The 26,834-nt window shown below is 37.4% G+C and carries 27 protein-coding genes; 18 read left to right on the top strand and 9 right to left on the bottom strand.

The window, feature by feature from the left end:
• Positions 1-22 precede the first annotated feature (22 nt).
• The 4 genes from LC418_RS17755 (at position 23) to LC418_RS17740 (ending at position 3,072) form a co-directional block, all read left to right on the top strand.
• A complete protein-coding gene (locus LC418_RS17755) occupies positions 23-814 on the top strand; it encodes a UDP-2,3-diacylglucosamine diphosphatase (protein WP_223560108.1) in 792 nt (263 codons plus the stop codon).
• Positions 815-992: 178 nt separating this feature from the next.
• Complete coding sequence (locus tag LC418_RS17750; protein WP_223560107.1) at positions 993-1,976, top strand: LuxE/PaaK family acyltransferase; 984 nt, start codon at positions 993-995, stop codon at positions 1,974-1,976.
• A gap of 32 nt (positions 1,977-2,008) precedes the next feature.
• Positions 2,009-2,509: a phosphate ABC transporter permease gene (locus tag LC418_RS17745; protein WP_223560106.1), complete on the top strand. Its 501-nt coding sequence runs from the start codon at positions 2,009-2,011 to the stop codon at positions 2,507-2,509.
• A gap of 20 nt (positions 2,510-2,529) precedes the next feature.
• Complete coding sequence (locus LC418_RS17740) at positions 2,530-3,072, top strand: hypothetical protein (RefSeq protein WP_223560105.1); 543 nt, start codon at positions 2,530-2,532, stop codon at positions 3,070-3,072.
• 54 nt (positions 3,073-3,126) lie between these two features.
• Here LC418_RS17740 and LC418_RS17735 read toward each other — a convergent pair whose 3' ends face one another.
• Positions 3,127-3,858, bottom strand: coding sequence for a copper resistance protein CopC (locus tag LC418_RS17735; protein ID WP_223560104.1), 732 nt, complete (start codon positions 3,856-3,858; stop codon positions 3,127-3,129).
• A 354-nt stretch (positions 3,859-4,212) separates the two neighbouring features.
• On the bottom strand, positions 4,213-4,929 hold the full coding sequence (aqpZ, locus tag LC418_RS17730; protein ID WP_111956886.1) for an aquaporin Z: 717 nt from the start codon (positions 4,927-4,929) through the stop codon (positions 4,213-4,215).
• A gap of 217 nt (positions 4,930-5,146) precedes the next feature.
• On the opposite strand from aqpZ, the gene LC418_RS17725 reads away from it, so the two are divergent.
• From LC418_RS17725 to LC418_RS17665, 13 genes are all read left to right on the top strand, one after another.
• Positions 5,147-5,767 (top strand): DUF5715 family protein, encoded by a 621-nt coding sequence (locus LC418_RS17725; RefSeq protein WP_111956318.1) that lies wholly within the window; start codon positions 5,147-5,149, stop codon positions 5,765-5,767.
• 149 nt (positions 5,768-5,916) lie between these two features.
• Positions 5,917-6,654: a hypothetical protein gene (locus tag LC418_RS17720; RefSeq protein WP_223560103.1), complete on the top strand. Its 738-nt coding sequence runs from the start codon at positions 5,917-5,919 to the stop codon at positions 6,652-6,654.
• An 18-nt stretch (positions 6,655-6,672) separates the two neighbouring features.
• Positions 6,673-7,296 carry a hypothetical protein gene (locus tag LC418_RS17715; RefSeq protein ID WP_223560102.1) on the top strand — a complete coding sequence of 208 codons (624 nt, stop codon included), beginning with the start codon at positions 6,673-6,675 and terminating at the stop codon, positions 7,294-7,296.
• A 149-nt stretch (positions 7,297-7,445) separates the two neighbouring features.
• Positions 7,446-8,075: a sensor histidine kinase gene (locus tag LC418_RS17710; protein WP_223560101.1), complete on the top strand. Its 630-nt coding sequence runs from the start codon at positions 7,446-7,448 to the stop codon at positions 8,073-8,075.
• The gene (locus LC418_RS17705; protein ID WP_111956326.1) at positions 8,044-8,721 is read left to right on the top strand and encodes a response regulator transcription factor; all 678 of its coding nucleotides are present in this window, start codon (positions 8,044-8,046) and stop codon (positions 8,719-8,721) included. The genes LC418_RS17710 and LC418_RS17705 overlap by 32 nt, the downstream gene beginning before the upstream one ends.
• A gap of 158 nt (positions 8,722-8,879) precedes the next feature.
• Positions 8,880-10,220 (top strand): T6SS phospholipase effector Tle1-like catalytic domain-containing protein, encoded by a 1,341-nt coding sequence (locus LC418_RS17700; RefSeq protein ID WP_223560100.1) that lies wholly within the window; start codon positions 8,880-8,882, stop codon positions 10,218-10,220.
• 166 nt (positions 10,221-10,386) lie between these two features.
• The gene (locus tag LC418_RS17695) at positions 10,387-12,315 is read left to right on the top strand and encodes an ABC-F family ATP-binding cassette domain-containing protein (RefSeq protein ID WP_223560099.1); all 1,929 of its coding nucleotides are present in this window, start codon (positions 10,387-10,389) and stop codon (positions 12,313-12,315) included.
• A gap of 241 nt (positions 12,316-12,556) precedes the next feature.
• Positions 12,557-12,913 carry a hypothetical protein gene (locus tag LC418_RS17690; protein ID WP_111956332.1) on the top strand — a complete coding sequence of 119 codons (357 nt, stop codon included), beginning with the start codon at positions 12,557-12,559 and terminating at the stop codon, positions 12,911-12,913.
• Between the two features lie 311 nt (positions 12,914-13,224).
• Positions 13,225-15,618, top strand: coding sequence for a TonB-dependent receptor (locus LC418_RS17685; RefSeq protein ID WP_223560098.1), 2,394 nt, complete (start codon positions 13,225-13,227; stop codon positions 15,616-15,618).
• A gap of 17 nt (positions 15,619-15,635) precedes the next feature.
• Positions 15,636-16,226 (top strand): hypothetical protein, encoded by a 591-nt coding sequence (locus tag LC418_RS17680; protein WP_223560097.1) that lies wholly within the window; start codon positions 15,636-15,638, stop codon positions 16,224-16,226.
• A 138-nt stretch (positions 16,227-16,364) separates the two neighbouring features.
• Positions 16,365-17,699, top strand: coding sequence for a trigger factor (locus LC418_RS17675; RefSeq protein ID WP_111956340.1), 1,335 nt, complete (start codon positions 16,365-16,367; stop codon positions 17,697-17,699).
• 279 nt (positions 17,700-17,978) lie between these two features.
• The gene (locus LC418_RS17670) at positions 17,979-18,665 is read left to right on the top strand and encodes a hypothetical protein (RefSeq protein ID WP_223560096.1); all 687 of its coding nucleotides are present in this window, start codon (positions 17,979-17,981) and stop codon (positions 18,663-18,665) included.
• A gap of 151 nt (positions 18,666-18,816) precedes the next feature.
• Positions 18,817-21,675 carry a M16 family metallopeptidase gene (locus LC418_RS17665; protein WP_223560095.1) on the top strand — a complete coding sequence of 953 codons (2,859 nt, stop codon included), beginning with the start codon at positions 18,817-18,819 and terminating at the stop codon, positions 21,673-21,675.
• Between the two features lie 56 nt (positions 21,676-21,731).
• On the opposite strand, the gene LC418_RS17660 is transcribed toward LC418_RS17665, so the two are convergent.
• Both LC418_RS17660 and LC418_RS17655 read right to left on the bottom strand, forming a co-directional pair.
• Entirely contained in the window at positions 21,732-22,316 is a 585-nt protein-coding gene (locus tag LC418_RS17660; RefSeq protein WP_111956346.1) for a DUF3109 family protein, read from the bottom strand.
• A gap of 5 nt (positions 22,317-22,321) precedes the next feature.
• Entirely contained in the window at positions 22,322-23,227 is a 906-nt protein-coding gene (locus LC418_RS17655; protein WP_223560094.1) for a DUF6427 family protein, read from the bottom strand.
• 42 nt (positions 23,228-23,269) lie between these two features.
• Between LC418_RS17655 and LC418_RS17650 the strand changes: the two genes are divergently transcribed.
• Positions 23,270-23,503 carry a DUF6341 family protein gene (locus LC418_RS17650; protein WP_111956350.1) on the top strand — a complete coding sequence of 78 codons (234 nt, stop codon included), beginning with the start codon at positions 23,270-23,272 and terminating at the stop codon, positions 23,501-23,503.
• 79 nt (positions 23,504-23,582) lie between these two features.
• On the opposite strand, the gene LC418_RS17645 is transcribed toward LC418_RS17650, so the two are convergent.
• From LC418_RS17645 to LC418_RS17625, 5 genes are all read right to left on the bottom strand, one after another.
• Positions 23,583-24,020: a universal stress protein gene (locus LC418_RS17645; protein ID WP_111956352.1), complete on the bottom strand. Its 438-nt coding sequence runs from the start codon at positions 24,018-24,020 to the stop codon at positions 23,583-23,585.
• A gap of 58 nt (positions 24,021-24,078) precedes the next feature.
• The gene (locus tag LC418_RS17640) at positions 24,079-24,684 is read right to left on the bottom strand and encodes a fumarylacetoacetate hydrolase family protein (RefSeq protein ID WP_111956354.1); all 606 of its coding nucleotides are present in this window, start codon (positions 24,682-24,684) and stop codon (positions 24,079-24,081) included.
• Positions 24,685-24,773: 89 nt separating this feature from the next.
• A complete protein-coding gene (locus tag LC418_RS17635) occupies positions 24,774-25,172 on the bottom strand; it encodes a putative signal transducing protein (RefSeq protein ID WP_111956356.1) in 399 nt (132 codons plus the stop codon).
• A 3-nt stretch (positions 25,173-25,175) separates the two neighbouring features.
• A complete protein-coding gene (locus LC418_RS17630; protein ID WP_111956358.1) occupies positions 25,176-25,940 on the bottom strand; it encodes a 3'-5' exonuclease in 765 nt (254 codons plus the stop codon).
• Between the two features lie 91 nt (positions 25,941-26,031).
• Entirely contained in the window at positions 26,032-26,745 is a 714-nt protein-coding gene (locus LC418_RS17625) for a CDP-alcohol phosphatidyltransferase family protein (protein WP_111956360.1), read from the bottom strand.
• Between the last annotated feature and the right edge of the window lie 89 nt (positions 26,746-26,834).

The raw sequence follows: 26,834 nt of genomic DNA, 5'->3' as shown, positions 1-26,834 counted from the left end.
TGACCAATAAAAATTCAGACTGGTGTTAAAAACGATTATTAATTTAGAACCTGGAAAAAAAGTATATTTCGCTTCAGATCAGCATTTTGGTGCTCCTACACCGAAAGAAAGCAAAGTGCGTGAAGAGAAATTTATCCGCTGGATGGATGAGATTAAGGAAGATGCCCAGGTTTTGTTTCTAATGGGTGATCTCTTTGATTTCTGGCACGAGTGGAAACATGTTATTCCTAAGGGATATGTACGTGTTCTCGGAAAAATTGCCGAACTGAAAGACCAGGGAATTCATATCTATTTCTTTGTAGGAAACCACGATCTGTGGATGAAAGACTATCTTGAAGAAGAAATAGGATGCACCGTTTTTTACAAAAAGCAGTATTTTGAAATGGGTGGAAAACAATTTCTGCTGGCTCATGGAGACGGTCTCGGACCTGGTGATAAAGGGTATAAAAGAATGAAAAAGCTGTTCACAAACCCCGTGGCACAATGGTTTTTCAAATGGCTTCATCCCGATATTGCCATGAAAATGGCACTGTATCTTTCCCAGAAAAATAAAATGATCTCCGGAGAAGAGGATAAAGCGTTTTTAGGAGAAGATAAAGAGTTTCTCGTCATCTATTCAAAAGAAAAGCTGAAGACTCAGGAAATTGATTATTTTATTTATGGTCATCGTCACCTTCCGATGGTGCTGGATCTTGAGCCCAAAGCAAAATATATTAATCTGGGTGATTGGATTTCCTACTTTACCTATGGAGTCTTTGAGAAAGAATTTGAACTCAAAACCTTTGCGGGCGGAACAAAAAAAAATTACCCCTGAGAGAGGTAATCTCCGAATGAACCAAGGTCCATTCTTGTTTTTAATCCATATTCCGACTTTATAATTGCAAGAAGTTTACCAAAGTGTAAATATCCGGTTAAAAAAATATTAAAAAACATGCTTTTTACGTAATTGGCTCATTATGAGATGGTAATAAGCTTAAAATAGTCTTCATAAATTGGAAAATATATTCAGCATACAGACAGAACAGAATTTCCTGGATGCATCATTGACAGCTTTTCGTTATCAGTATGAAAATGTTGAGATATATAGAAAGTTCGTGGATTTTCTGAAAATAAATCCGGATGAGGTTCACAGTCTGGAAAAAATTCCCTTCCTGCCGATAGAAATGTTTAAAAACCATCAGATTTTAGACAAAAACACATCGGCTGACCTTTTTTTTCAGAGTTCAGGGACTACACAGATGAATCTTTCAAAACATTTTATTGCAGATCCGGCAGTCTATGAAGAAAGCATCTATAAGAGCTTTGAACAGTTTATAGGAAAACCGGAAGATTTTATTTTTCTGGGCCTGCTTCCAAGCTATCTGGAAAAGCAAAACTCCTCTTTGATCTATATGGTGGATTATCTCATGAAAAAATCCGCAAAACCCGAAAACGGATATTTTCTTTACAACCATTCCGAATTGTTTCAGCTTTTAAACACTTTGAAAGATAAAAAGGTCATTCTTTTCGGAGTATCTTTTGCATTGCTGGACTTCCTGGATTCTGTTGAATCTCAGAATCTTTCAGTTTCCAGATCTCAAAACCTGACGATTATTGAAACCGGAGGTATGAAGGGAAGAAAAGAAGAAATGACCAAAGACGAGCTGTTGAGAATTCTGCAGAATGGTTTTAAAACAGAAAAGATTTACTCAGAATATTCAATGACGGAACTGCTTTCGCAAGCCTATTCTCTTGGAAACAATGAATATAAATGTCCTAATTGGATGAAAATATTGGTCCGGAATGCAGAAGACCCCTTTTCTTACGAAAAAGAGGGAAGAACCGGAGCCATAAACATTATAGATCTTGCCAATATCCACTCATGCTGTTTTATAGCAACGCAGGACTTGGGGAAAACCCTCCCGGAAGATAAATTCCAGGTGCTCGGAAGAATAGATCACTCCGATATCCGTGGATGCAGCTTATTGGTCTCTTGATATCAAAAATAAAAAAATAAAGACTTCTTACTATGGACTGGAAGAAAAGCTTCTTTTTACTGCTCATAAGTTTATCCGGCCTTTTGTCAGCACAAAAAAAGTCCGAAAAGGATATCTGGTCCGGAACTTACCTGGTAAATGAAATCAATAATGGAGCTTCCAGAGTTACGGATACTTTAGTGATTGCGAGAATTAAAGATGCTGATCCGAATGAAATCCCTGCTAAAGAAAAATCCGACTTAGTTCGATGGTTTATGACCTCAAAAAGAGATGGAGGCAAAGATGAGATTACGGTTAAGCGATTCCTGTTTGATGCGAAAAATAACCGGGATGCCTATAAAGAATTCGGCTGGACAGATCTGCACAAAGCCGGGAAAATGAACTGTATAGATGGTGGACATTTTTTTATTTGCCAGACACAGCCCGGTACTTCCGTTACATTTGGAAAGGATGAAAAGTACTTTACCAAAACAGGTGTCTTTGGAATATGGCTACACTATGGGATAGTAGAGCTTGAAAAAAGTAAAACTTAATCAAAAAACTTTAATTGTAAATGCTGAAAATAGAAGAGCTTGTTCACGCATATATCCATTCCCACTGCGATTTCGAAAAAGAAATTGTGCTGACGAATTATTTCCAGGCCGACTGGGAAGCGGATATGCTGTTCATAGATTCTGAAGGGCTTAGCCATGAAATTGAAATTAAGCTTTCAAAAAGTGATTTTAAAAACGATTTCAAAAAATCGTACCTCAATAAAGATACCGGCGAAAAATTCCTGAAACATGATAAAATCTCATGTGGCGACTATATCTGCAATGCCTTCAGCTTTCTACTTCCCATGGGAATGATAGAGCATAATTTAATTCCGGAGCACTGCGGGATTATTGAATTTTACCACAATGCAGATACCTGGGAAACGGAATTCTACCTCATACGCAAACCTAAAAGAGTCCATGAAGATCCTTATTGGAAACTGACTGACAAAGATCTTTTTATCCGGAAAATGGCCCTGAATTTACTGCAGCGTAAAATGGAAATCAAGGGCAGACAGGAAGAACTTATTTTCAAAAATCCTTTTGATATCAGGAAAAAATAAATATAAAAACTCCTGCATTTTTACAGGAGTTGAATATAAAGATATTAAACACGGTTATTTGTTTTTCACCATTTTTAAAGTGCCGTTTGCGCCGGTGCTGGAACTCCATTTAACAAGATAAGTACCTCCCGGATGATTCTGGAGATCAATCGGCAGTTTATTTTGTCCGGCTCCTATATCCGTAGTATATGCTCTCACTGTTTTACCGTTAAGGTCAATAACACGTATTGAAACAGTTTCTCTGCCTGCGGCTGTATAGTAAAGCTCGCTGATTCCCATGTTTTGATTGGACACTATAGCTGTTTTAGGCTGTGATGCTGTCTGTTTTGATACCGTGCCACCACCGGGAACGCATATATAACATTCAAACCTGGTAACACCTATGAGATATTGATTGGGACCTGTGCAGGTAATGTCTACGCCATATCCAAACTGACCCGGATAATAGATCATAGTAGGATCTGAAGGAATTGTAGTGTGGTCTCCAATTGCAGTTGGAAGTGGGTAATATCCGCTATATAATGTAGAGGGATTGCTAAAGCTTACTTTGCCGTATCTGATTGGGGGAGTTCCTCCGGGAAGTGTGAAAGTTACAGGAAAGTTATAAGTTCTGAATGTACTGATATCTGGAGGGAAAGGTGTAGCGACCCGTTCATTGGACCCGATTTTAATGTCAAATTTAACATCCGTATGGGCATGGCCGGGGACATTTTCGGCAAAAATATCATTTCTGGTAACAGTAATGTTATAGGTAGGTGCGGGAGCTGTATTTTTTTGTGCGTCCAATTGATTTTGGCAAATTGATACAAAGAATAGTAAAAAGAGAATTTTTTTCATTTTAGTTAAATTTTTAGATTATTATTTTATTTATTTCGATTAACCTTAACTAAAATTGAAGCTTATTATCCGACTGCCAAAAGAGTAATTAGCAAATGTGAAAGATTATCCAATAACTGTTTCTGTTCTTTTCATAAATGTAAAACGGCAACAGTCTCGTAAAAAGGAAAGAATTACTAAAATTGTTTGCAAACATATGATTCTATTCAGTAAACTTTATAATGAGTATTGCATTATTGAAGTATTTTAACACAAAAAAATCCTGCCAGACGACAGGATTTTATATTTAATGTTATGATTTTTTTAATCAGTAACTTCAACAGTGTCTCTCTGAAGCAGGAACTTGTAGATCAATCCTCCTACAATCCCTCCTAAAATAGGTGCTGCCCAGAACAGCCAAAGCTGGGACATCGCAAGCCCGCCCGTAAAAACAGCCTGTGAAAGCGATCTTGCCGGGTTTACCGAAGTGTTGGTAATAGGAATGGAAATAAGGTGAATCAGGGTAAGAGCTAAACCAATAGCAATACCTGCAAATTTTCCGTTAGCCCACTTATCTGTAGCTCCCATAATAACAATCAGGAAGAAAGCTGTTAATAAAAACTCAGCAAGAAATGCTGCTCCCATACTGAATGCTTTTCCGTTGTAAACTGCTTCTCCATAGAAATTGGTAGCAAATGCCCCCGGTTTCGAAAAGTCTACAGCTCCTGAGCCGTTAAGAATTACATACAGGCATCCTGCAGCAAGAAGAGCTCCAAGACACTGTGCTACAACATAAGGGATAAGATCTTTAGCTGAGAATCTCCCTCCTGCTAGAAGTCCGAAAGATACTGCCGGATTAAAATGTCCGCCAGAAATATGTCCGACAGCATAAGCCATCGTAAGAACAGTAAGACCAAAGGCTAAAGAAACCCCTAAAAGACCAATACCTATGTCGGGAACTCCGGCAGCAAAAACTGCACTTCCGCAGCCACCGAAAACAAGCCAAAATGTGCCGAAAAATTCAGCAAAAAGTTTTTTTATCATATGTTTATTATTAAATGTATCTCAAATGTAAAATTTAAATTTTAAAATCAAAAGATAAAACTTAAAAATCTTTTAAGATTTCTTAATATAAAATTACATATTTAGTAATTTGGTTTAATGTTTGTTGGGAATTTTTTCATAATGATATTATCGGTAAACTGAATAGTATATCATAAATGTTTATCTTTCGTTTAGTAATTTAAAAGTGTGGTTAATGAGAAAGTATTTTTGTGTAGCCTTCGTGCCTTTTATGTATAGCTTTTATTACCCGCAGGCAGCAAAAAAAGCACTTCCCTGCTATGATTTGACTTCGGTTCTGAAAGTAGAACCTACCGCTCTGTATAAGCCACATCTGGATGCTTCAAAAAGTTTTAATGTAAAACTGCTGAAAGATTCCAAAACAGTGCAAAAATATATAGGTAATGGAAAGTTTCATAAAATAAAAAAAAGCGGAAAAGGCTATCGGGTTCAGAAACTTGATTACAGCAGGCCTTATATGGTTTCTAAAGCAAAAACTACTTTGGAAAACATGGCATCCAGGTTCAGTAAAGAAACAAAAGGGCATACTTTTACCGTTTCATCCATTACAAGAACACTTGAAGATCAGTGCAGACTGAGAAGAGTGAATTCCAATGCATCTTTAGGGATAAGCTCCCATAATTACGGTAATTCATTTGATATTTCCTATATCAGGTTCAATGATGTACTGAAATATAATCCTAAAATGGAGACAGCACTGGAAAAAGTTTTAAAGTATTATGCCAATGCCGGCAGGATTTATTACATCAGGGAAAGGCAGCAGAGCTGTTATCACATCACGGTGAGGAATTATTAGCACGGTCAGCTGATCACAAACTGCTTTGTAATCTGAAACTTTTACGGGTTAAAATTAAATTTATTTTACGGATAATAAATTTATGATACGATTATTTGTACAGGATGTTTAGTTTGTATAATTTTATACAACTAAATAACTATGAAATTATGAATGAGAACGATTACAGGCTGGCCGCTGCCGAATGGGGCAATTGCGTGTCAGATTATTCCAGAATCACAAATTTAATTCCTACCAATTACATTTTCGAACTTTCTTCACAGCAGATCGATAAAATCAAACAACAAAACAAATATGTGGATGTGCGCGCAGAAGTAGGCGTATTCAACGGCAGTCTTGTCTTGATTTTTCTTCCGCTGGATGCACAGGGACATGTGGATAAAAGCATTACTGAATATCAGTATACTCCCCTGGGACCTCTTAAATATGATCTGAAACTGCAGGAAACTAAAGAATTTACGGTGACCAAAAATGCAGTTCTTTCCAGCAACCTTACCAAGATAGATGGCAATACCAATACCTCCGTTCCGGTAACCGAACAGCCGGTTCTGGACCAGGACATTGCTGTAGATGCTATTGAACGCTGGAGAGATGAAGGAATGGAATGGTTTTTCCGTGAGTGTAATGAGTTCGGTGGAGAAAGAGTTTTCAGAAGATTCTATATTTCTATGGAAGACCTGACTCACCCGAGCCCGGAGGTTTTAGGCATCAAATGCTCTTTTGGACTTAGATATAATGACATTTACCAGAGAATGCTGGTAACACTGATCTTTATTTCTTTCCATGAGATGTTGCAGGAAGGAAGCAACGTGGCCACTATTTCAAATACGTATGACTGGGCAAAACCATGTCCGCCTGTCTGCCGTATTCCTGAACTTGGATCTTAATATGTAGTATCAATAGGAATGACAGATTTTTTTAAAGCCATTTTATTCCTAAACTATGGACTGCTTCTGTCCGTTATATTTTTGGGAGCAGCAAAATACCGTATACTGAATACCAAAGAAAAGCAATATTTTCACTGTATTGCTTTTCTTTTTTTTATCGAATTATTAAATTTGGCCCTGCCTTATCTCTTCAATCTTAATGATACCTCTTTCCTGTATCCCTTGTATATCGCCGGCGAATTTTTCCTGGTCACTGCTTTATTTATCAGAAAATTGGAGCTTCCAAAATACCTTTTAGGCATTACAGCGCTTCTCGCCACTGGATTTATGATCTCGAAATATGGATTTAATGATCCCTTTAACAGTGATATTGTAAAAGTAATATCCAATATCATTATCATCTGCCTTTCAGGATTTACCCTGATCCGGGAGATCAGAGGCGCTTCTGCAGAGAACCGTTTTCTTCTTGTGGATGCCTGTATTTTTTTCTACTATTCAGTTTCAGTATTTATTTTTATTATCCAGCATCAGATCGCAGATCTTTCAGAAAATGATTACTTAATTATTCTCAGTGTGAATAATATTCTGTCAAGCATTTTATACTGTTCATTTTTATATACCTTCATCAAATTAAAGAAGTAACCTTAAATATTAGCCTGCTCATCCTTATAATTGTTACCATAACAGTTATAGTATCCTTTATTCTCTTAGCCTATAGGTCTTTTATCAGCCGGATTATCAAAGAAAAGAATGTTCAGCATGAAGCTGAGGTTCTTCATCAGAAAAAACTTGTGCTTGAAAATATCAAAGCCCAGGAAGAAGAAAGAAAGAGAATAGCCGTAATGATCCATGACGATATTGGAAACAGGCTCAATATCCTTTCCTTGTGGCTCAACAACCTTGATACAAAGGGAGATGAAGTCATCAAGAAAAAGATCTACAGCCAAATGTCGTCTCTCATTGATGCCGCCCGGAGTATTTCCCATTCCCTGTATCCCGTTAACCTCGAATCGGTAGGATTTGTACTCTATGTAGAAGAAATGATTGCCAACCTTTCCCATAAGATCAATATTTCTATGCGGGTAATGCCTGGACACGAGAAAAAAGATATTTTTATAGAAGTGCAGCTGTACAGGATCATCCAGGAATTTACGACCAATGTGATCAAACATTCTACGGCTACAGACTTATGGATCTACATTAAAGATTATCCCCGGCATATGGCCGTCATTATTTCTGACAACGGACAGGGATTTGATTATGATCTGGTGAAAAAAGGGATGGGCATTAAAAACATAGAATCCAGGATAAAATCCATGAATGCCGTCCATAAATGGAAAAATACCCCGAATAAAGGAAGCTGTTTAATCATTTTAATTCCAAACAATCATGAACTCCCAAATCAAAATAGCCTTAATTGATGACGAACAGCTGATCCTGGAAGGGGTAAAAATGCTGCTTTCGAATGAAAAAAATATATCCGTATGTCTTACCTCCAATAACGGCCCGGATTTTATTGAAAAGCTGGGAAGCCTTTCCGAAGATGATTTTCCCCACATAGCTCTTGTCGATGTACAGATGCAGCCTATGAACGGTTTTGAACTTGTAGAAATTCTTAAAGAAAAATATCCCGATCTAAGGATCATTATTCTTTCCTCCCATTACAAAACTTCCATTTTGGGCTATATGGTTAAATTGGGGGTTTCGGCTTTTCTTCCTAAAAATTCAGACCGGAAAACATTTATCGATGCCATTACCATGGTTTACAAAAATGGAGTTTTCTTTACAGCAGAAGACCATCAGATGTTGTTTACCTATATGAACAGTTCCACAAAAAAGAAATCTCTTTTTGAAATGGAAGATGAGCTTTCCGAACGGGAAAAAGATGTTGTGAAGCTGATCTGTCAGGAATACACCAATAATGAGATCGGGGAGAAGCTCTTCATCAGTCCCAGAACAGTAGAAAGCCACCGCCAGCGGATCCTGGAAAAGATTGGGGCCAAAAATACCGTAGGCATTGTTATTTATGCCGTTGTGAACAACATATATTCTCTTGATAAAATATAATTCCGTAGAAATACGGAATTTTTTATTTGGTATTTTTCACGCTAGTATTGCTTTCCCTTCTTCCGTTAATTTGAAAAATAAGTTTTACAGATTTCAAAGCAGAACCAGATTCAAGACGCTGTACTGAAAACTTTCAACCACTAAAGCAAAACACAGCGATGGAAAACAATACAGTATTGCCTGTCGGAATTTTTTTTGACGGAACCGGAAATAACGGGATCAATGCAGGCTCCCCCGATATGCCTTCGGTAAACAATGAAAGTTATAAAGGAGCACCGACCAATGTTTATAAACTCTTCAATTTATTCAGTCAAAACAGTAAACTATATGTCGAAGGAATAGGAACGGTTACTGGCGGAGAAGACAGCAATTTTGCGATGGGTACCTGCGCCAACCCTCCGGATGCACAGGGATATTCTTCCGATGACAAGCTGCAGAAAGCCAATACTTTTGTACAGAATATAATCAATGACAAAAATATTGACTATCATTTTTACGTCTACGGATTCAGTAGAGGAAGCATGCTGGCAAGAGAATTCTGCAACCGGCTGGTTGTAGATTATCCCACAGCAAATGTTACTATAAAATTTTTGGGAGTTTTTGATACCGTGGAATCCAAACCATTTAACACATACGATATGAACCTGCCTCAGGAAGTGGAAAATGCCCTTCATCTGTGTGCAGTTAATGAATGTAGGTTCTTTTTCCCGCTCACCGGATTTTTTGAAAATTCAAAAAATATGCAGGACACCAAAACAGAGACAGCCGGTTCCGTTTGGAAAGAAGTTTTCGTTCCCGGAGCTCATGCCGATGTGGGTGGTGGCTATCTTCAGGCTCCCCAGTCAGTTTATATTTCTACAGATTTTATGAATGTCAGTGATTTGCGGGCCTATGTTTCAGAGGTGAGAAATTCAAAAACCGATGCTGAAGGAAACAAGATCTGGAATTCACTGCTGTCAGATTTTCAGATCGAGAAAGGGATTGTTCTCACCCAGGCTTACGTTTCAAGAAACTTGGTCCTTAATACCCTTCCGTTTGTATATGGCAGGATAATGCTGGATGAAACCAATAATGCCGTGTCCGGAATTTTCAGTACAGATCTTGCCAATTCAGGTCTTGAGATTAAGGATGATACTTTTCTCGAAGACTTTTATACAGATCTTGCAGCATATGTTAAAGACTTTTCACCTGCTATGAAACCCCATTATGATTATGCAGATTTTGCAGCGTATACCCATATTTCAGCTAATTTCGGACTCTATCATGATGATGCATTACAAAAATCAGCTGATGAGATAGAAGCAGAACTGATCAATATTGGCCTGAATGTACCCAGCAGTACATCTGTAGACCAGGAGATCCATACCAATCTTCTTACCGAGCTGCATCTTCCCGAAGACAGCTTTACTGCAGACTTTATGTATGGGACCAATGTTCCCAATAATAATATCTGGAGCCGCACAATAGAGTTAAGATCCTTTGTTGCAGGACAGAATTAAATGTACTTTTCAGTTTTAAATTTAGGTTGCGAGGGGATGTCTGTCAGGGCATCCCTTTTTACTGTATTCCAGAGCTGGCAGTTTTTATTTCTGGGCTATTCATTTCTTTTTCCGTACTTTTGCACCCGAAAATTCATTATTCATCATTTAATTTTTATTTAATAAAATGCTTTCGGTTCAAGGTTTAGGATTACATCATTCAGGAAACTATCTGTTTCAAAATACAAATTTCACCATTAAAAAGGATGATAAAGTAGGTCTCGTTGGAAAAAACGGAGCCGGAAAATCTACTTTACTGAAAATGCTTTCCGGAGAAATTAACTTCTACGAAGGAAGCGTTGTACCCGAAGGAAATGTTACCATCGGTTTCCTGAAGCAGGATCTAGATTTTGTAAAAGGAAGAACTGTTTGGAATGAAACAATGCAGGCTTTTGAACAGATCAATGCCTGGAAAGATGAACTGGAACAAGTTAATCACCAACTGGCAACAAGAACCGATTACGAAAGTGATGCCTATACAGATCTGATCAACAAAATGACAGAACTGAATGATCTTCTGATGAACCATGATGCCTACAACCTGGAAGGTGACATGGAGAAAATATTATTCGGTTTAGGTTTTAAGGCAGATGATTTCCACAAAATTACAGATGAATTTTCCGGAGGATGGAGAATGAGAATTGAGCTGGCAAAACTTCTTCTTCAGAAGAACGACATTATGCTCCTCGATGAGCCTACCAACCACCTCGATATGGAATCCATTATCTGGCTGGAAAACTTCCTGAAAGATTATCCCGGAGCCATTGTTCTGGTAAGTCACGATAAGCAGTTTATGACGGCTGTCTGCAACAGGACTTTTGATATCAATAATAGAAAAGTTGACGACTATAAAGCCAATTATTCCAAATATCTGGTGATGCGTGAAGAGCGCCGTGAAAAACTGATTCAGGCTAAGAAAAATCAGGATGCGGAGATTAAGCAGATGGAGGACAACATCAATAAGTTCCGTGCCAGTGCTACCAAAGCATCTTTCGCCCAGTCGCTTATTAAGAAATTAGATAAAATTGAACGTATTGAGGTAGATAATGAAGACGTTTCAAAATTCAATATCCGTTTCGTACAGTCTATGGTTCCCGGAAAAGTTATTTTTGAGGCCAATCATTTAGGGAAAGCTTACGGGAAAAAACAAATTTTCGATGATGTAGACTTTATTGTTCAGAGAGGAGACAGAATTGCCCTTTTGGGACAGAACGGACAGGGAAAAACAACTTTAGCTAAAATTCTTGCCGGAGACATCAAAGATTATACAGGGACATGGAATCTGGGGCACAACGTAAACATCGGATACTTTGCCCAAAACCAGGAAGAAGTGCTGACTCCCAATAAAACAGTTCTGGAAGAAGCTGAGGATGCAGCTACAGAGGAAACCAGACCTAGGGTAAGAGATCTTTTAGGATCTTTCCTTTTCCAGGGTGAAGCGGTAACCAAGAAAACAAAAGTGCTTTCCGGAGGAGAAAGAAACCGTCTGGCTCTTTGTAAACTGTTGCTTCGTCCCTTCAATACGTTGATTATGGATGAGCCTACCAACCACCTGGACATCCAGTCTAAGGAGATCATTAAACTGGCTTTACAGAATTTCGAAGGGACATTAATCGTGATTTCTCACGACAGGGAATTCCTGGATGGACTTTGTGATAAGATTTATGAATTTCGTGACGGAAGAATGAAAGAATTCCTGGGAAGTGTTGGTGAATACCTTGAATACAGACAAAAAGAGACCCTTCGGGAAATATCTGCTGAAAAGGCAAAACTACACAGCGATGATGTGAAAGTTGAGGTAAAACCAGCTCCGAAAGAAGTGAAGGTGGAAGAGAAATCATCAACCATTGTAAGCAAAGAACAAAAAAATATTCAGAATAAACTAAAGAAAGTAGAAGAGAAAATTTCTGAGCTTGAATCTGAAATTGAAACATTGGAAGCTTCATTCACTAAGGAAAATCCCTCTGAAGAAACTTTAGAGAAGTATAATAAAACTAAAGAAGAATTAGAAGTTGCTTTACAGGAATGGGAGCATTTAGGTTCTCAATTGGTTTAGTTTTTTTGAATTAAAATATACAGATCCTTCGACTCCGCTCAGGATGACATTGCTAATACTTAATCTAATACGAACAGTATTATTTTTTAACAGTGTCATCCTGAGCGGAGTCGAAGGATTTTAGTATAAAAACGCATTCGACCGGGAATAAGTTTGTAACAAAAGCATACTTACACCAACGTATTGAATAGTTTTACGAAAACTTAATTTAAAACTTAAATTATTTTTATAATTTTACAGGATGATTTTTAAGGAAAGCAGAAATCTGAAGAGCTTTATCTCCAAACTTTTGTTTGGGATCTACTTCATTGCGCTGTTTTCCCAAAGTTTTCACCATCATGATGCTGTCGATAATTTTAAGATCTTCAATCTTAAAAAGACAGAAAACACCATGGCTAAAAATTCAGCCAAAGAAAAGCCGGGCGACTGTCTGGCGTGTCATTTCTTAGCTACAGGACATACACTGGTTCCTGAAGAGTTCAGCTTTTCCTTCGAACATTTTACGCACGAAGTAAAACAGGTTATTGCTGTTCAGGAAAAAGTATGGTCTCAGACCAAATTCACTTTTCAGCTCCGGGGGCCTCCCGCAATTGCATAATCACGATTTTAATTGGCTTTAATTATATTTAAAGTTCAATATTTTGGGTTTAAATCTATTGGTTGATAGCTGTTAGATGTCGTTTCAGGATTCCGGATTTTTTGATTCGGGGGATTGAGAGTTTTAGGATTTGAGAATATAGAGGCAGAATTAACTGTCTGATATCTCAAGTCTGATATCTGAAACTTCATATCTGACATCTGGTTCATCAGTCATTAATATTTTTTACATTTTACAATTAAAATAAACCCATCCAACAAATTTTTACGAAAAAATGTACCTGTAAAAGGTACGCAATCAATCTATAGACAATGAAATTGATATATAGTCTGATGTTAGTTTTTTGTGGACTGGCATCGATAAGTGCACAAAAATCGTATTCGATAGAAGGAACCGTTCAGGATTTTCACGATAAAACTATGCTGGAAAATGCGGTAGTGAAAATTGGGGGATTCACGGCTACAACGGATAGTAAAGGTAAGTTTACATTTAATAAAATTCCTTCGGGAAAATATATACTCATTGCCAAACATCCTGATTGTAATGATTATACTGAAAATATAGGAGTTGATCGGGATTTACATTTGGTAATCACCCTCGAGCATCATAGCCATGATATTGAGACGGTGACCGTTCATGGAAGTCATAAAAATAATGGAAGCATAGTAATGAAAACACTGGATAAATCTGTGCTTTCTAGAAATGTTACCGAGAATCTGGGAAATTTACTTACCAATATTTCGGGAGTCAATGTTCTTAAAACGGGGAATAATATTGCTAAACCCATCATCCACGGACTGTATGGAAGCAGGGTTTCCATCCTGAATGACGGTGTAAAACTGGCTGAACAGGAATGGGGTGTAGAACATGCTCCGAATGTAGATGTAAATAATTTTGAACATATTGATGTTGTAAAAGGAGCATCAGCCCTGAAATACGGAAATGGTGCCGTAGGTGGGGTCGTGGTTTTACAACCTCAGGTGTTACCCAAAAAAGATACCCTTATGGGATCTGTTTCTCTATCCGGTATTTCAAACGGGCGCGGAGCAGATGTAAATGTAAAGCTGGCAAAAACCTGGGAAAGTGGCTGGGCCGTTAAAACCAACGGAAGCTTTAGGAAATTGGGTGATCTTACAGCTCCTGACTATGGGTTGATGAATACAGGGATTCAGAATTCCGGTTTTAATTTTGGGGTTCAAAAAATGACTTTTAATTCAGGGTTTTCTTTTGATTATTATTTAACGAATAATTCAATAGGCATTTTGAGGAGTTCACATGTAGGATCTGCTGAAGATTTATATGAGGCATTGTCAAGTCAGGAACCTATTTTTAAAAGGGATTTCAGTTATGATATCGATAATCCAAGACAGGAGATCGAGCATCATATTGCTAAACTTTCGGGATATTATAGATTTGAAAACTTTGGAAAGCTTACGGCTACCTACAGTTTTCAGTATAATCACAGAAAAGAATATGACATCCGCCGGAGTGAAGAGCTTAGCAAGAAACCGGGACTGGATCTGGAACTGATTACGAATGATTTAAATATCAACCATCTTATTGAAAGACCAAAATGGAGTCTTGAAACAGGAATTAATGGTGGATATCAGAATAATTACTCCAACCCGGAAACAGAAGCGAGACGTCTGGTACCTAACTATGACCGTTTTTATGCCGGAGTTTATTCTGTCTATAAATATAAACTTCTGCCTTCGCTGGATCTGGAGGCTGGAGCACGTTATGATTTTGACCGCTATGAAGTGACCAAATGGTATGATCTTAGTGACTGGAATAGATTATATGCCAAGGATTATTCAGATTTTGTAGTAAGGATTAATCAGAATAGAATCCTTACCAAGCCTGAATTAAACTATAATAATTTTTCAGGTAATGCCGGTATCAGCTACCATCCGTCAAATAATTTTAATCTGAAGCTAAACTATGCGAGGGTTTCAAGATCTCCCAATGTCGCTGAACTTTTTGCCGACGGACTTCACCATTCTGCAGCCATTATAGAAGAAGGAGATATGGGGATTAAAAGTGAAACCGGAAATCAGTTTAATTTAATTGCTGATGCCAAATTAAATGTTCTGGGTGGCCTGGATATCTCTGTAAACCCATATTTCTTTTATACCAAGAACTTTATCAATGAGGTTCCTATAGGGTACCGAAATACCCAGTGGGGTGGCGACTTTGTAGTGTATGGTTATCAGCAGATCGATGTGAAAATGTATGGAGCAGATGTGGATCTGGCCCTTAAAATTAATGATAATCTGGCCTACAAGGGAAATCTGTCTTATGTATACGGACAGGACCTTACCCATGATGTTCCACTGATCATGATGATGCCTACTAATTTCAACAATTCACTGGAATTCAGTAAAAAAGAGTGGAAGAACTTTTATGTGAACGTAAGTAACAAAACAGTTCTTGCCCAAACAAGATTCCCAATTTATAATGTTTTTATCAAAAGATATGATTCGGAGGGAAATTCTTACAGTCAGGAAGTAGATATTTCTACTCCTCCCAAAGCGTATTCGCTTTGGAACCTTCAGGCAGGGGTGAATCTGTCAAAAAATTTCGGAGTTGATTTCTCTGTAAAAAATGTTTTCAACACTTCTTACAGAGATTATCTGAACAGGTTACGATACTTCTCCAGCGAAATGGGGAGAAATTTTATTGTAACTCTTAAATATCAATTTTAATTCTTTAAATCAAAAAAATGAAAAATATTTTTAAAAATACAACACTTATTGTAAGTCTATTGATGATTGCTTTTTCTTTAAGCTTAACTTCTTGTAATCGTGGAGACGATGATGAAAAAGATGACCTTCCACAGGAGGAACTTTCTGATGTCCTGCTGAAAGTAACGGATGAGGCTACGGGAACAGCGGTAATTTATGATTATCAGGTAAACAGCACCAGTAACCCTAACGTTAAATTAGTAAACGGACATACCTACAATGTGGAAGTTATTTTCAAAAATGGGGACGAAGATGCCAACGAAGAAATAGAAACGGCAAAAGACGAACACTTTTTAGTATACAACTTTCCTAATTCTGATATTGTAATGACCCGTACTGACGGTGCTGCTTCTACAAGAGCAGACGGTAAGCGTGTAGGACTTAAAACGAAGTGGGTAGTCAATACAGCCGTTAAAAATGCTTCTGCCCCAAGTCAGCTTGTTCTGACGCTGTACCATGAGCCGGTTTCTGTTTCTGAAGCTTCTGCTGTAAGTGGAAATGGAGTAGTATACGGTGTGCAGTCAGGCGGGGAAACTGATGCTCAGGCAACCTATAACCTGATCAATTAAAAAGATAAACCTAATGGTAAAACCGCTGAGATTTTCAGCGGTTTTTTATTTATAAACATTTGAATACTAAGAATTGATTATAAGTAGGTAATTCTCATAAAAATTTCATATTTTTGCAACCTAAAATTTTAATCAATAATGAAGGTTACCGCACAAAACCATGATGACGTAAGTGCATTACTTACAGTGACATTGGAAAAATCTGACTACAAAGAAAAAGTAGACAAGCAGTTGATTAATTATGCTAAAAATGCGCAAGTTCCTGGTTTCAGAAAAGGGAAAGTGCCTTTGAGTATGGTTAAAAAACAATATGAAGCAGGTATTGCATTCGAAGAAATCAACAAACAGGTTTCTGACGCATTGAATAACTATGTTAACGAAAACAAGTTAAGATTAGTTGGTCAGCCTGTTCCTCAGCCAGTAAACCAATTGGATTACAATGCTGAAAAAATTGAAGTTGCTTTCGAAGTAGGATATGAGCCTGAATTCACTATAGATTTAGCTAAATATGAAGCTCCTCATTATAAAGTAGAAGCTTCTGACAAAGAAATCACGAAGAGTATTGAGAACATGCAGAAGCGTTTTGCAGAGCAGGTTCCTCAGGATAAAATCACTAAAGATTCTTATGTAGCTTTAGAAATTTCTCAGGTTGTAGAAGAAGATGCTGAAGGAGAGCACCACCACCACCCAAAGAACGTTACCATTACTGCTGAAAACAAAGAAGCTTTCAAATTGGTAAAAGCTTTAAAAATGGACGGTTCTGTAAAAGTATCTAAAGAAACTCTTGCAGGTGATGAAGAATTGGCTAAAGAATTAGGATTCAGCAAAGAAGAAGTTGAGCATTTACACCACGCTGAAGTAGAGGTTAAAGTAAAAGACTTCTATTCATTGAACCTTGCTGAACTTAATCAGGAGCTATTCGACAAAGTTTACGGAGAAGGAACAATCAAGTCTGAAGAAGAACTTAAAGAAAAAGTAAAATCTGAGTTGGATGAGTACTTCCAGCAGAATGCTGATGTTCACTATGTGAATAAAGTATTGGAGCAGGTTACTGAAAAAGAAGAAGTAAAACTTCCTGAAGATTTCCTTGTAAAATGGTTATTATTCTCTAACCAGAATATCCAGTCTGAAGAGCAGGCTAAAGGAATTCTTGAAGCAGAGAAAAGCCAGTTAAGATACCAGATCATTGAAGGTAAATTAATGACGGATAACGACATCCAGTTAGATTATGCTGATGTATTGGCACAGGCTGAGCAGTTGGTGAGAAACCAATTGGCGATCTACGGAATCCACCACTTAGGTGATGAGGAAATCCAAAAGTATGCTGTTGAAATGTTGAAAGATCAGGAGCAGGTAAGACAGATTTCTTCTGAAGTGGCTATGGCTAAACTGAAAGATGTAATTCTTGAAAAAGCATCTAAAAAAGAAACTAAAATCTCTCACGACGAGTTTTTAGAAGAGCTTAAAAAATAATGTATTCCGATATAAATATTTCAAAACCTCCGAGAAATCGGAGGTTTTTTATTTGCAGGGCTAAAATTTATATTTCTTTTAATATATTTCTCATTTTTATTACCCGAAATCGCTACTATAAGTCCATATCATAAAGATAATTTTATCATTTAATTTCGAATATTCTTAAAAAACCTTAATATATTCGGGCAGGAATTCTTCCGTATTCCTCATAAATATCCTGTGTTTATTTTCTTCTGGTCAATATTCATATATTTACACCCTAAACTTATTATAGATATGAAAAAGATCATCATTCCGTTTTTCTGTGCCGTACTCTTTGCAGTACCGGCAGCAGCTCAAAAGACCAGTGCAGCTCCCGCGAATACGGAAGTCGTGAAATCTAAGCTGACCCCAAAAGAAGTTATTGATAATTACTTTAAAGCCTTGGGTGGTAAAAGCAAATTAGAAGCAGTAAAATCTACGGTTATTGATAATACACTGAATGTTCAGGGAATGGATATCACCATGAGCACTACAAAAATGGGCAATAAATTCAAATCTGTACAGACTGCAATGGGACAGACGGTAAGCCAGGTTTTTGACGGTGAAAAAGGATATATAGAAAGAGCCGGACAGAAAACCGATTTCCCTGCTGATAATATTGCCGAACTGAAGAAAGGAACAACTATTGAGGCGCTGGCTTTTGATCCCTCAAAGTTCAAAGATGTTACTGTGGAAAAGCTGAATGCTAAAGATTATAATGTATTGTCTTCAGATAAAGGAAAATTTTACTTTGATGCCGCTACCGGACTTTTATACCAATCTTCTGTAGGAGAAGGAAGTGTTACCGTGAAAAACTATATGACCGTGGAAGGCATAAAATTCCCTTCTGAAGTAGATATTGACGGGAAAGGGCAAAAGGTAACCATAAAAACAACTAAAGTGGTTTTAAATACCGCTACATCTGATGCGGATTTTAAATAAAAACTGATATTTTACAATACAAAAGCCGGAGAATATCCGGCTTTTTTGTTGTCTTTTTAATTTTAACTCAAATTTAACTATAATGTCAATTGTAAGATTTCTTCAGGTGGTGAATAATTGATACTTTTAGTCCCAAAATAAAATTAATAATATGAAGAAAGTTTTATCCTCATTTGCGGTCATCTTCCTGATGTCTTCAAATGTTTTCGGGCAGAATATCCCTTTGGATTCTTCCGTGAGAATCGGTACCCTTCCCAACGGAATGAAGTACTACATTAAAAAAAATACATTACCTGAAAAGAAAGTAGATTTCCGTCTGGCTATCAATGCCGGGTCTATTCTTGAAGATGAAAACCAGAGAGGTTTGGCGCACTTTATGGAGCACATGAACTTCAATGGAACAAAGAATTACCCGGACAATAAGCTGGTGGATTTTCTACAGTCTATCGGGGTGAAATTCGGACAGCACCTTAATGCCTATACAAGCTTTGACGAAACTGTATATATGCTTCCTGTTCCATTGGATAAGCCAGGAAACCTGGATGCAGGATTAAAAGTAATGGAAGACTGGGCTTTTAATGCAACGCTCTCCGATGCACAGATCAATAAAGAAAGAGGGGTTGTTCTGGAAGAGTTGAGACTGGGTCTTGGCGCAGACAAAAGAATGGCAGACAAATATCTTCCTAAATTATTATACAAATCTCAATACGCAGACAGACTTCCGATCGGTAAAAAAGATGTGTTGGAAAATTTTAAGCCGGATGTGATAAGAAAATTCCACCAGGATTGGTACAGACCGGATCTTATGGCAATTGTAGTCGTGGGAGATATCAACGTAGATGAGGTGGAAAAAAAGATTAAAGACAATTTCAGCAAATACAAAAACCCTTCAAAACCAAGGGAGAGAAAGGTATTCGATTTGCCCAACCATAAAGAAACTTTAGTAGCTATAGAAACTGATCCGGATGCTACAAACTCAATGGTTCAGTTCATTATGAAAGATGCTGAGGCTTATCAGCCAGATGTAACAATTGAGCAGTACAACCAAAGCATTGTGGAAGGTCTTTCCACCACGATGCTGAACAATAGATTAAAAGAACTGATCAATTCAAATAATCCGCCTTTTACCTTCGGGTCGGTTTATCATGGAGGAACCTATGCAAGAAGCAAAGAAGCCTTCCAGGGATTTGCCATGGTAAAAGAAGGAAATCAGTTAAACGCTCTGAAAGTTCTTTTGGAAGAAGTGGAAAGAGCGAAAAGATTCGGGTTTACACAGACTGAACTTGACAGAGCAAAAGCACAAATGCTGTCCAACCTTGAAAGATCTTACAACAACCGCGACAAGACTGAAAGTGATATGCTGGTAGATGAGTATGTAAGAAACTTCCTGGAGCAGGAACCGATGCCGGGAATTGCCTGGGAATATGAAGATACAAAGACCTTACTTCCTAAAGTTACTTTGGCCCAAACCAATGAAGTGATCAAGAAAATGGTGAAGGATGACAGCAGAGTGATCGTCATTACAGGACCTAAAAAAGATAACATTACAATGCCTACAGAAGCAATGGTTCTGAATACCTTTGAATCTGTAAAGATGGCGGATCTTAAGCCTTACGAAGAAAAAGCAGCGATCAAAAACTTAGTGAAGCCTTTCAAATCAGAAGGTAAAATTGCTAAAACAGAAACGGATGCCAAACTGGGAACAACAACCTGGACATTAAGCAACGGTGCAAAAGTAACTTTCAAAAAAACCGATTTCAAAGATGACGAAATTGTATTTTCAGCAAGAAGTTTAGGCGGAAATTCCCTAATCTCTGATGCAGACTTTATCAAAACTCAGTTCGCCTTTGCAGCATTATCTGAAGCAGGAGTCGGGGGATTGTCAAAAGCGGATCTTACCAACTACCTTGCAGGAAAGCAGGTAAGTGTAAATCCAATGGTTGGACCTTATTATGAGGGAATTTCAGGAAGAACTTCCCAGAAAGATTTAGGAACGGCTATGGAGCTTACGTACGCTTATTTTACAGGATTAAATTACAACCCTGCCGCATTCAATGCTTACAAAGAAAAGCAGTCTGCCATGCTGGATAACCTTTTGTCTAACCCCCAGGCTTACTTCTCCAACGAACATGCAAAATTCATGAACCAGAAGAACCCAAGATTCATCGGACTGTTCCCGATGGAAAAAGACTGGGCTAATACAGATTACAAAAAAGCATACGACATCTATAAAGAGAAATTTGCCAATGCAGGAAACTTCCAGTTCTATTTTGTAGGAAATATTGACGAGGCTGTATTTAAAGAGCAGGTGCTTCAATATATCGGTAGTCTTCCTTCATCAGGAAAAATGTCAACATTCAAAGATACAGGCTACAGACAGTTAACCGGAGATCATTCCAAAGTCTACAAAAAAGGAAAAGATCCTAAGAGTCTGGTGACAATCTCTTACAGCGGGGAAACACCTTACAATGAGAAAGAAGCTTTGGCTCTTTCAGCGCTTGGAGAAGTAGCTACCATCAAAGTTATTGAAAAGCTTAGAGAAGACGAAAGCGGAATTTACGGTGGTGGAGCAAGAGGAAGCATGAATAAAATCCCTTACAGTGCTTACAATTTCAGCATCAGTTTCCCTTGCGGACCTGAAAATGCAGAAAAGCTGACGAAAAGTGCTGTTACCGAGCTTCAGAAGCTGATTGATAAAGGTCCTGAGCAGAAAGATCTTGACAAATATAAAGAAGGAGAATATAACGATAACAAAACAGAACTTAAGGACAATATGTTCTGGCTGAATGCTCTTGCTAAAAATCAGTTGGATGGAAGTGATAAATACGACATCCTGAACTACCAGGAAAAAGTAAAAGCACTTACCGTGAAAGACCTTCAGGATGTAGCTAAAAAGTACCTGGTAAAAGGAAAAATTACAGCAACACTGATGCCGGAAGACGGATGGGAAAACGCTAAAAAAGAAGAGGCAAAACCAGCAGCAGTAGGAGCAACAGTAGTTAAACAGTAATTTATTTTAAAATAATTGATAAAGAAAAACCGCAGATCAGTCTGCGGTTTTTTTATTTATGAGCCATATGCTTTTTTCCATTCATCGGCTGCTTCACTTAAAACATTGTAAAACTCTTCACCATATTTTCTGGTCAGTGGAGTTTTCAGGAACTTATAAACAGGAACCTGCAGTTCTTTTCCAAGCGTGCAGGCATCGCTGCATACATTCCATTCATGGTAGTTCAGGGCAGTAAAAGTAGAATATTCCGTAACACGGATCGGGTAGAGGTGGCAGGAAATTGGTTTTTGCCAGTCTACAGCACCATCCTCATATGCTTTTTCAATACCACATTTAGTAATTCCTCTTTCATCGAAGGTTACATAAGCACATTCGCGGTCTTCTACCATAGGTGTAACATACATTCCGTCCTCCGGATCGGTTGTCCATGTTCCCTGTTCCTCAAGGGCTTTGATGCCTTCCTGGGTAAGATAAGGCTTTATTTTATCAAGAATACTGTCTAAAATCTCAAGTTCATCCTTATCTAGCGGAGCACCTACATCTCCTTCCACACAGCATGCACCTTTACATTTCGTAAGGTTGCAAACAAATTCTTCGGAAAAAATATCCTCTGAAATCAATTTATCGTCTATCTGAATCATAATCTTTAAAATAAATTAAAATACGTACCTGCTTTAAAAGCAATCAAACTTATAATGATAAGCCATAAGCTCACCTCCTGCATCCAGTATTTAGGCAAAAATCTCATCATCCTGCTCAGGATAATGCTCGACGGGAATGCCAGAAGCAGTAAATATTCATAGTTTTTATTCATATACAAAATAATAGTCACCAGCTGGGCCAGTGAGAATACAAGCAAAAACGTGTACTTATATCTGCTTATCGGGCTTTTCTTATTATAGTTTTTAAAATGGTCGTATACAGCATAAATAAGCATCAGGAGAATAGGAATTAAAGGTATCAGATCAATATAATCTGTCATAAGCCTCATTTTTCCAAAAGGGAAATAATCAATATTCCATGTAGTGAACCGGAAAAAGAACATGATCGAAAAATAACTGAAAGCAATCAATATGGTTCCTAAAAGAAATCTGAACAGATTTAAACTTATTTTCTGGGAAGTTGCGATTACGTGAACGATCACAAAAAGAGCCATAGGCCATGTGGTAGGAAGGAAAATAAAATTCAGCGCAACAATGGCGCCTACCAGAACATAAGATTTCTTTCTGATATCTTCATCCGCACTGGTTAAAAGCAACAGCAGAAAAGAATTGGTGAGCAGTGAAACGGCAATTCCTATATCCAGATTCCCGGGATAAAGTCCAAAAATAAAAAAGGTATATAAAAATAGCGGCAGATGCGTTTGGTAATTAAGGGCAATACTGTGAAAACAAAAATATCCCAAAGCAATCCCCAGGAAAGTTATTCCTGCGATGATTGCTTCATAAGTGTTGAAATTCAGTATGTTAAATATTATGACTACTAAAAGAAGAAAACCAATATAAACAGGAATTGAAAAAATATTGCTTTCTTTTGAAAGTAATTTAAACATTTTTTATAAATTTGTACAAAGTTAATTTAAAAAAGGAAAATAATGACGTCTTTCTGGTTATTCTTAAGTAAAGTTTTCAAATGGGCCTTCGGTTTTTTTGATGCGTTTGGAAATGTTCTAAACTGGATTTTATTTATCGTTTGCTGCGTATTGTTTACTTACTGGTGCTATGTACTGGTTGTAAAACTAGGTGGTGATAAAGATAAAGACTATTATTCTCCAACTGAGGGTAAGAACCCTTACTACGATCCTAAGATCTATAAAAAAGAAGGTTAATTAATTGGTTATATAGTAAAAAACCGATCGGACTTTAGTCTGATCGGTTTTTTTATTAACGATTAAAATTTATTTTTTTCTAGTCGTGGATAGGAAGTACCAGTACCGGAACATGAGAATCTTTGGTAAGTCCTTTCGTTAAACTTCCTACAAAAACATCATATATTCCGCTTCTTCCGTGTGATCCCATTACGATATAATCAGCATTTTTGGCTTTCGCATATTCCAGGATGGTATCTTTTGCAATACCCTGCTTCAATAAATGCTCACAGTCTATATCATGAGCAATAATCCTTTGCTCAATCTTATTCAGCTGTATAAGCTCCTCTCTGATCTCATTGGCTTCTACTTCAGGAAAATATTGATATCCCATATCACCGATAGCAAAACCAATATCCGAAGGTGCAACGTGAATCAGAAAAATTCTGCCGTTCAGCTGTTTTGCAAATTTTACAGCTCCATCTACAAGCTGTTCTGTTTTGTCCCCAAAATCTACGGGTAGTACAATATTTATCATGACCTTTAATTTTGTTATTTAAAGATAAGAAAAATTGCCCAGTTTTTATGTTAAATACTTATAATATTCGAATATCAAGAATTTTATCATCTTTCAGATAAGCTTCAAGAATATCATTTTCATTTACCTTTCCTACTCCTTTTGGAGTTCCGGTAAAAATAAGATCTCCCACCCTTAATGTAAAATACTGAGAGGCGAAAGCGATGATATCATCAAAACTGAAAATCATATCTTTTGTATTGCCGTCCTGAACCTCTTCCTTATTTTTCAGTAACGAAAACTGCAGTCCCTGAAGATCGTAATCTTCCTTTTTGAAGAAATTCCCTACTACTGCAGAACCGTCAAAACCTTTGGCAAGTTCCCATGGAAGGCCTTTGGATTTAAGTTCGCTCTGAAGATCCCTTGCCGTAAAATCTATTCCTAAGCTGATTTCTTCATAATGTTTGTGAGCTACCTCTTTCTGAATGTATTTTCCTCCCTTTGAAATCTTTACAACAACTTCCAGCTCATAGTGAATGTCGTTGGAAAATTCAGGAATATAGAAATCATTTCCTTTCAAAACCGCCGTGTCGGGTTTCATAAAAATAACCGGTTTTTCAGGAATTTCATTTCCTAATTCTTTTGCATGTTCACTGTAGTTTCTTCCTATACAAATGATTTTCATAACTCTTAATTATTTATTTTAACAGACTTGTAGGCCTGTGAATACAATTCAGCCACAAAGAAGTATCCTTTATTTATTTTTAAATGATATTAATGCGTAAATTCATTCCCACAATAATAACATACAAAATTCTGGCTTGACAAAATGGAAATTCCAAAAAAGCTCGTCGCCCTATCGTCCCTGTAAATATGGTTTGAACCACATTTCGGGCATACAAAATCAAATGCCGGATCCTTGATCGTATGTTCCACTTCCAAAGAATAGGCTTCATTGTCATTATAATCCTGCAGGATTTGTTTCGCTTTTTCCAGATCATCTTCAAAAACCTGAAGCTGAATACCACCCACAGCCTGTGAAAGCAGCCAGTCAGACTGGATGAGCTGCTCATTGGCAATGAAACCATTTACTCCGTTTTCGGCAAGGATCTGCTTGTCCCTGTTGGCTTCAAGGGCTGTTTCATAAAATTTAAAACGGACCAGGTTTGACATTATTTAAAATTTGCTTGATAGTTGAATTTTTGTGAAGATTTTCTTCGTATAAAGCGGGAAATCGGCATTCTGAAGCCATCCGTAATATCCCAGATCCTTCTGGAAAACAGCTTTCACGACCTGTCCTTTATATTTTCCGAAATTGAAAACAGGTTCTGATTTTTCATTGTATCCGATAAATCCGGCAAGATCAGCATTCTTATTATGGAAACTGAATTCACTTAAAGGAGCGATTTCATTTGGGATATCATCATATTTTCCGACCTGCGCATCCAGTACTTCAAAAGTGGCCATCACATCAGCTTCTGCAGAGTGGGCGTTTTCCAAAACTTTTCCACAGTAAAACTGATAGGCAGCCCCTAAATTTCTCGGTTCTTTTTTGTGGAAAATAGTCTGCGCATCTACCAGTTTGAATTTGCTCAGATCAAAATCTATCTCCACTCTTAAAAGCTCTTCTGCCAGAAGCGGAACATCAAAACGGTTGGAATTAAAGCCTCCCAAATCACTTCCTGAAAGCATTTCCATGATTTTTGGAGCAATTTCTCTGAATGTCGGAGCATCTTTTACATCTTCGTCATAAATTCCGTGGATCTCACTGCATTCTTTCGGAATAGATATTTCCGGATTTACGCGCCAGGTTTTACTTTCTCTGGAGGCATCCGGATTTACTTTTAAAATACAGATTTCTACGATTTTATCTTTTCCGATATTGGTTCCTGTGGTTTCAAGGTCAAAAATGCAGAGAGGTTTATGGAGTTTTAAATTCATGTCTATAATTGATAATGTGTTAATTTGAAAATAAGCTGTCTCTAAATTTGTAGCTTTTAGAGTCTAAAATCTGATGTCTCACATCTGATAGCTACTTCAGCTGTTTCTGGAAAACCAGTGATACTATCATATAATAAATAACAAGCATCGGAATGCCAACAATCTGAAACAGGGCCAGAATGGCAATTCCACCACCCAGTAAAATAATTTTCGGGTAGTTGTCCTGGAGTTTTTTAGATTTGAATTTCATAGCCATCATCTTAATTGGACTGATCAGAAGCCATGATGTGATTATGGTCAATAAGATCAAAAACAAAGAATTTTCAAATAAAAATCCGAAAGTTCCTGTTTCTTTGAAGGCATAATATAATCCGAATAGCAGAACAGTATTGGTAGGTGTATTCAGTCCTTTAAAATAATAACGCTGTTCTTCATCAAGGTTAAAGATCGCCAGTCTGAGACAAGAGAAAACAGTCACCAGAAGGCCGGCATAACTTACATCGAAAGGAAGATGCAGCCCTAATATTTCATTTCCGAAAGGCTCCAATGCTTTATACATTGTAAGGCCAGGAACCAGCCCAAAGCTTACCATATCCGCCAGCGAATCCAGCTGCAGCCCCAAATTAGAGTTCGATTTTAGAGCCCGGGCCACAAACCCGTCAAAAAAATCAAAAATAGCAGAAAGAATGAGACAGATGGCCGTAGTTTGGTAATCTCCTAAAATAAGATGTATCGCACCTACACAGCCTGCAAATAAATTGGCAAGCGTCAATAAATTGGCAAGATTATTTTTTATGAAATTCATGTCAACAAAAGTACAGTTTTTCCAAATTTTAACCCGAAATATTATGAAGGAAAAAATACATTAATAGGTTTTTGATGTAAATTTGCCGA

Source organism: Chryseobacterium lathyri, assembly GCF_019970085.1.
GTDB classification, from domain to species: domain Bacteria; phylum Bacteroidota; class Bacteroidia; order Flavobacteriales; family Weeksellaceae; genus Chryseobacterium; species Chryseobacterium lathyri.
The sequence above is the reverse complement of the archived record's forward strand: the minus strand, read 5'-3'. Positions and strand labels throughout refer to the sequence as shown.